General features: G+C 74.6%; 4 protein-coding genes and 1 pseudogene. 4 read left to right on the top strand and 1 reads right to left on the bottom strand.

Annotation, left to right across the window (positions count from 1 at the left end; all coding sequences use genetic code 11):
• Positions 1-1059 (top strand): annotated as a pseudogene (locus tag DLJ47_RS15640) (hypothetical protein); the annotation flags it as partial.
• Positions 963-1649 carry a hypothetical protein gene (locus DLJ47_RS35755; RefSeq protein WP_109900736.1) on the top strand — a complete coding sequence of 229 codons (687 nt, stop codon included), beginning with the start codon at positions 963-965 and terminating at the stop codon, positions 1647-1649. The pseudogene DLJ47_RS15640 and the gene DLJ47_RS35755, both read left to right, overlap by 97 nt.
• A gap of 72 nt (positions 1650-1721) precedes the next feature.
• On the opposite strand, the gene DLJ47_RS15630 is transcribed toward DLJ47_RS35755, so the two are convergent.
• Positions 1722-2462: an SDR family NAD(P)-dependent oxidoreductase gene (locus tag DLJ47_RS15630; protein WP_109900735.1), complete on the bottom strand. Its 741-nt coding sequence runs from the start codon at positions 2460-2462 to the stop codon at positions 1722-1724.
• Positions 2463-2640: 178 nt separating this feature from the next.
• Here DLJ47_RS15630 and DLJ47_RS15625 point away from each other — a divergent pair, with 178 nt between their 5' ends.
• Positions 2641-3225: a hypothetical protein gene (locus DLJ47_RS15625; RefSeq protein ID WP_109900734.1), complete on the top strand. Its 585-nt coding sequence runs from the start codon at positions 2641-2643 to the stop codon at positions 3223-3225.
• Positions 3226-3287: 62 nt separating this feature from the next.
• On the top strand, positions 3288-4694 hold a 1407-nt coding region (gene purB, locus DLJ47_RS15620; protein WP_109900733.1), incomplete at its 3' end, for an adenylosuccinate lyase.

Genomic DNA, 4694 nt, shown 5'->3' with positions numbered 1-4694 from the left:
CACCCCGCGCCACCGTTGCCGGCCCCGGCGCCTCCCACGTCGACCGGGGGCGTCGGGATCGGCCGCGGCGCCCAGGTGGTCACCGGCCTGGTGCTGCTCGTGCCGGCGGCCGTCGCCCTGCTCTGGTCGTACGTGCTCCCGTCGGTCAGCACGCTGGTGGAGAGCTTCCGGCGGGGGCGATTCCCGGGCGGCCCGAGCGAGCCGGCCGGCGGCGACAACTACACGCAGGTGATCGAGCGAGGGTTCCTCGGCGACCTGGGCCACGCGCTGCTGCTCGCGCTCGTGCCGCTGCTGCTCGCGCTGCTCGTCGCCCCGCTGCTCGCGTTCGCCGCGGAGCGGGCCGGCCGGGTGCCCCGCCTGGTGACCCGGGCGCTGCTGGCCCTGCCGCTGGCCGCCTACGCCCCGCTCGCCATCGGGCTGGCCCGGACCATTGACCGGTTCGAGGCCGACCGGGACGCCTGGACGCAGGCGCCCACGCTGACCGCCGTACGCACCGGGGCGCTGCTGGTGGCCGGGCTGGTGGTCGCGGTCGGCGCCACCGCCTTCCTGGCCGCGCTGCGCCGCCGCCCCGGCGGTGGCCGCTCCGTCCCGGCGGCCCTCGCCGTCGGCGGCGTGCTCGGGTTGACCGTCGTCGCGGTGGCCGTGCAGTCCTGGTCCCTCCAGTGGCCCGTCCTCGGCGGTGGCCGCGACGAGCGGACCGGCCCGATGGTGCGGATCGTGCGGGAGAGCCTGGCCCGGCTGGAGTTCGGCGTCGGCGCCGCGGGCAGCGTGCTGCTGCTGGCGCTGCTGGCCGTGCTCGGCGTCCTCGCCGTCGGGCTGCTCCTGGTGACCCGCACCCGGATCGCCTTCACCGGTTGCGCGACCGTCCGGCGGACGGGGCGCCCGCCGAGCGGAACCCGGTCGCGCTCGGTGCGCTGGCCGTGGGGCTGGTGGCCTTCCTCGGCGTACTCGGGTACCTGCTGGTGCCGTGGCTGCGGGCGCTCACCGCCGACGCGCCGCCGCTGCCCTCCGGTGTCTCCACCGGCCGGATCCAGGTCAACACCTGGCTTCCGCCGCTGATCTCGGCGGTGGTCGGGGTGGGCCTGGCCGCGCTGGCCGGCTTCGCCATCGGCGGTCTGCGCCCGCTGGGCCGGGCCAGCGAGCTGCTCCTGCTGCCCTTCGCGCCCTGGCTGTTCGTCGGCGACGGGCCGCTGGCCCTGGCCCACTTCCTCCGCGCCGAGGAGGCCGACCAGCTCGACACCTTCGTCGGGCTGATCCCGCCGGGCTGGCTGTCGATCCCCGCCCTCGTGGTGTTCACCCTGCTCTTCAAGGGCCAGCGGGAACGCTGGGTGGCCGGCGGCCGGTTCGCCTCGACGATGCTGCTGCCCGCCCTGCCGATGCTGGCCGGGGCCGGGCTGCTGAGCTGGCTGGTCGGCGCGCAGAGCTGGCTCTGGCCGCAGTTGGTCGTCCGGGACGTCCAGCACGCGCCGGCGGCGAACCTCGTCCTCCTGCGGCTCGCGCAGTCGTTCGGCGACCCGGAGGCGATGCGCGGGTTCGTCGCCCAGGTGCTGCCGCTGCCGATGCTGCTGCTCTTCCTGGCCGCGTTCCTGGCGTTGCAGCTGGGCTACCTGGACCGCCTCGTCGTCTCCGGCGGGTCGAAGCGCGGTTGATCGGGTGCGGCAGGTGGCGGTCTCCCTCGGTGCGGACACCCCACCTGCGTGACCGCGGCGCGCCGGTCCGGGTCAGACGGTGGAGCCACCGTCGATGCCGATCGACGCGCCGGTGATGTGCCGCCCGCCCTCGCCCACCAGGTGGCTGACCGTCGCCGCCACGTCGTCCGGTGTCCCGTACCGGCCGAGCGCGATGTGCGACCGCTGCGCCTCGGCGCCGGCGCTGTCCGCCGGGTTCATGTCGGTGTCGGTGGAGCCGGGGAGGACCAGGTTCACGGTGATCCCGCGCGGGCCGAGTTCGCGGGCGAGCGCCCGGGTCAGGCCGTTGATCGCGCTCTTGGTCATGGCGTAGGCGCTCACCCCGGGAGCCGGGACGCGGCTGGCGAAGCTGCTGCCGATGTTGACGATCCGCCCGCCGTGACCCAGGTGGCGCACCGCCGCCTGGGTCACCAGGAAAACCCCTCGCACGTGGACGGCGATGGCCCGGTCCAGGTAGTCGAGGCTGACCTCCTCGAACGGTCCGGACGAGAAGACTCCGGCGTTGTTGACCAGGATGTCCAGCCGCCCCAGCTCGGCGACGGCGCGCCCGACCGCGCCGACCAGGGCGGTCGGGTCGGCGCTGTCGGCCCGCAGCGCCAGGCCGGTGCGGCCGTACGACTCGACGTCGGCGACGACCGCCTTGGCGCTCTGCTCCGCCTCGCGGTACGTGAACGCCACGTCGGCGCCGTCCTGCGCCAACCGGCGGACGACCGCGGCGCCGATCCCGCGACTGCCGCCCGTGACCAGGGCGGCCCTACCGGCAAGGCTGGCCACGCCTCCCCCAATCCGTAGGTCTACTCAGGAGGCTGATCATGGTAGCCCGGCCGGCCGGCGGCGGATCGGCGCGGTCGGCTCGGGTCGGTGGCGGGAAAGGACGGCGTATTGCCCGCCGTCACTACCGTGGACCCAGCCCGCCCGACCGAACGGCGGCGGCCCTCGCGAGGGAGTTGTCATGCGCCGGCAAACCCTGCTCCGTAGCCCCGTCGTCGTGCTGGCCGCCGCGCTGGCGGTCAGTGGCTGCTCGTCCGGCGGCACGAGCGACACGAAGGCCACCGCCACCACCACGGTCACCGAGGCGCCGGCGGATGCGACGGCGTCCGACGCGGCGGCGACCGCAACGCCCGCCGCCCGGGGCACGACCGACGCCGGGTCGACGGGCGGCGGCAGCACCGGGCGGCCCGGCAGCGGGTCGACGACGGGTGCTCCGCGGTCCGCCGGCCCGACCATCGACTACTTCCGGGTCGCCCGCAAACCGTCCTGCCCGGCCGGAACCAGCGCCAACCCGATCCCGGGCACCCCGGTGACCGTGGAGTGGAAGGCCGGCAACGTCGACTCCGTCGCGCTCTCGGTCGACGGCCCGGGTGTGTACGCCGACAACCTCCCGCCCACCGGCAGTGAGACGCTGAACTTCCCCTGCTCCGGCGCCGAGGGTGACGTCCAGCGGCACACCTACCTGTTGACGGTCCGCAACCCCACCGGCAAGCGGACGAAGACCCTCGTGGTGAGCGCGACGGTGCACGACATCCCGGAGGTGTGACCTCGGCCCGCCCGGGCCATGCCGGTGGGGCGGGGACCGGCGGGTACGGGAGAATGAGGGCCGTGACGACGATCCCGAACGTGCTCGCCAACCGGTACGCATCGCCCGAACTGGTCGCCCTCTGGTCACCCGAGGAGAAGGTCCGGATGGAGCGGCGGCTCTGGCTCGCCGTGCTCCGGGCGCAGCGCGACCTCGGGGTGCCGGTGCCGGACGGGGTGGTCGAGGCGTACGAGCGGGTGCTCGACCAGGTCGACCTGGCCTCGATCGCCGAGCGCGAGCGGGTCACCCGGCACGACGTGAAAGCCCGGATCGAGGAGTTCAGCGCGCTCGCCGGGCACGAGCACGTGCACAAGGGGATGACCTCCCGGGACCTCACCGAGAACGTCGAGCAGCTCCAGGTGCGCCGCTCGCTGGAGCTGATCCGGGACCGGGTGGTGGCCACCCTGGCCCGGCTGACCGGGCTCGCCGTCGAGCACTCCGACCTGGTCATGACCGGCCGTTCGCACAACGTCGCGGCGCAGGCCACCACGCTGGGCAAGCGCTTCGCGTCGGCCGCCGAGGAGCTGCTGATCGCGTACGAGCGGCTGGCCGACCTGATCGACTGGTACCCGCTGCGCGGCATCAAGGGCCCGGTGGGCACCGCCGCCGACCAGCTCGACCTCTTCGACGGCGACGCCGACAAGGTGGCCGAGCTGGAGCGCCGGGTGGCCCGGCACCTCGGCTTCACCCGGGTACTGGACAGCGTCGGCCAGGTCTACCCGCGCTCGATCGACCTGGCGGTGCTCTCCGCGCTGGCCCAGATCGCCGCCGCGCCGTCGTCGCTGGCCACCACGATCCGGCTGATGGTCGGCCAGGAGCTGGCGACCGAGGGCTTCAAGCCGGGCCAGGTGGGCTCCAGCGCGATGCCGCACAAGATGAACACCCGATCGAGCGAGCGGGTGAACGGCTTCGCGGTGATCATCCGGGGCTACCTGTCGATGGTCGGCGAGCTGGCCGGCGACCAGTGGAACGAGGGGGACGTCTCCTGCTCGGTGGTCCGCCGGGTGGCCCTGCCGGACGCCTTCTTCGCCGCCGACGGGCTGTTCCAGACCTTCCTCACCGTGCTGGACGAGTTCGGGGCGTACCCGGCGGTGATCAACCGGGAGCTGGAGCGGTTCCTGCCGTTCCTGGCCACCACCAAGATCCTGGTGGCCGCGGTCCGGCGCGGCGTCGGGCGCGAGGCGGCGCACGAGGCGATCAAGGAGCACGCCGTCGCCGTGGCGCTGAACATGCGGGAGAAGGGGGCCGCCGAGAACGACCTCTTCGACCGCCTCGCCGCCGACGACCGGCTGGGCCTCACCCGGGCCGAGATCGACGCCCTGGTCGCCGACCGCACCGCCTTCGTCGGCGCCGCCCCCGCCCAGGTCGACTCCGTCGCCCGCCGGGTTGCGGCGGTGGTCGACGCGAACCCCACCGCCGCCACCTACACC

The organism is Micromonospora sp. S4605, from assembly GCF_003176715.1.
GTDB classification, from domain to species: Bacteria; Actinomycetota; Actinomycetes; order Mycobacteriales; family Micromonosporaceae; genus Micromonospora; species Micromonospora echinaurantiaca.
The sequence above is the reverse complement of the archived record's forward strand: the minus strand, read 5'-3'. Positions and strand labels throughout refer to the sequence as shown.

Excerpts from the sequence above, each read along its gene's own strand:
- DLJ47_RS15625 (WP_109900734.1), top strand. The coding sequence starts at position 2,641 with ATGCGCCGGCAAACCCTGCTCCGTAGCCCCGTCGTCGTGCTGGCCGCC.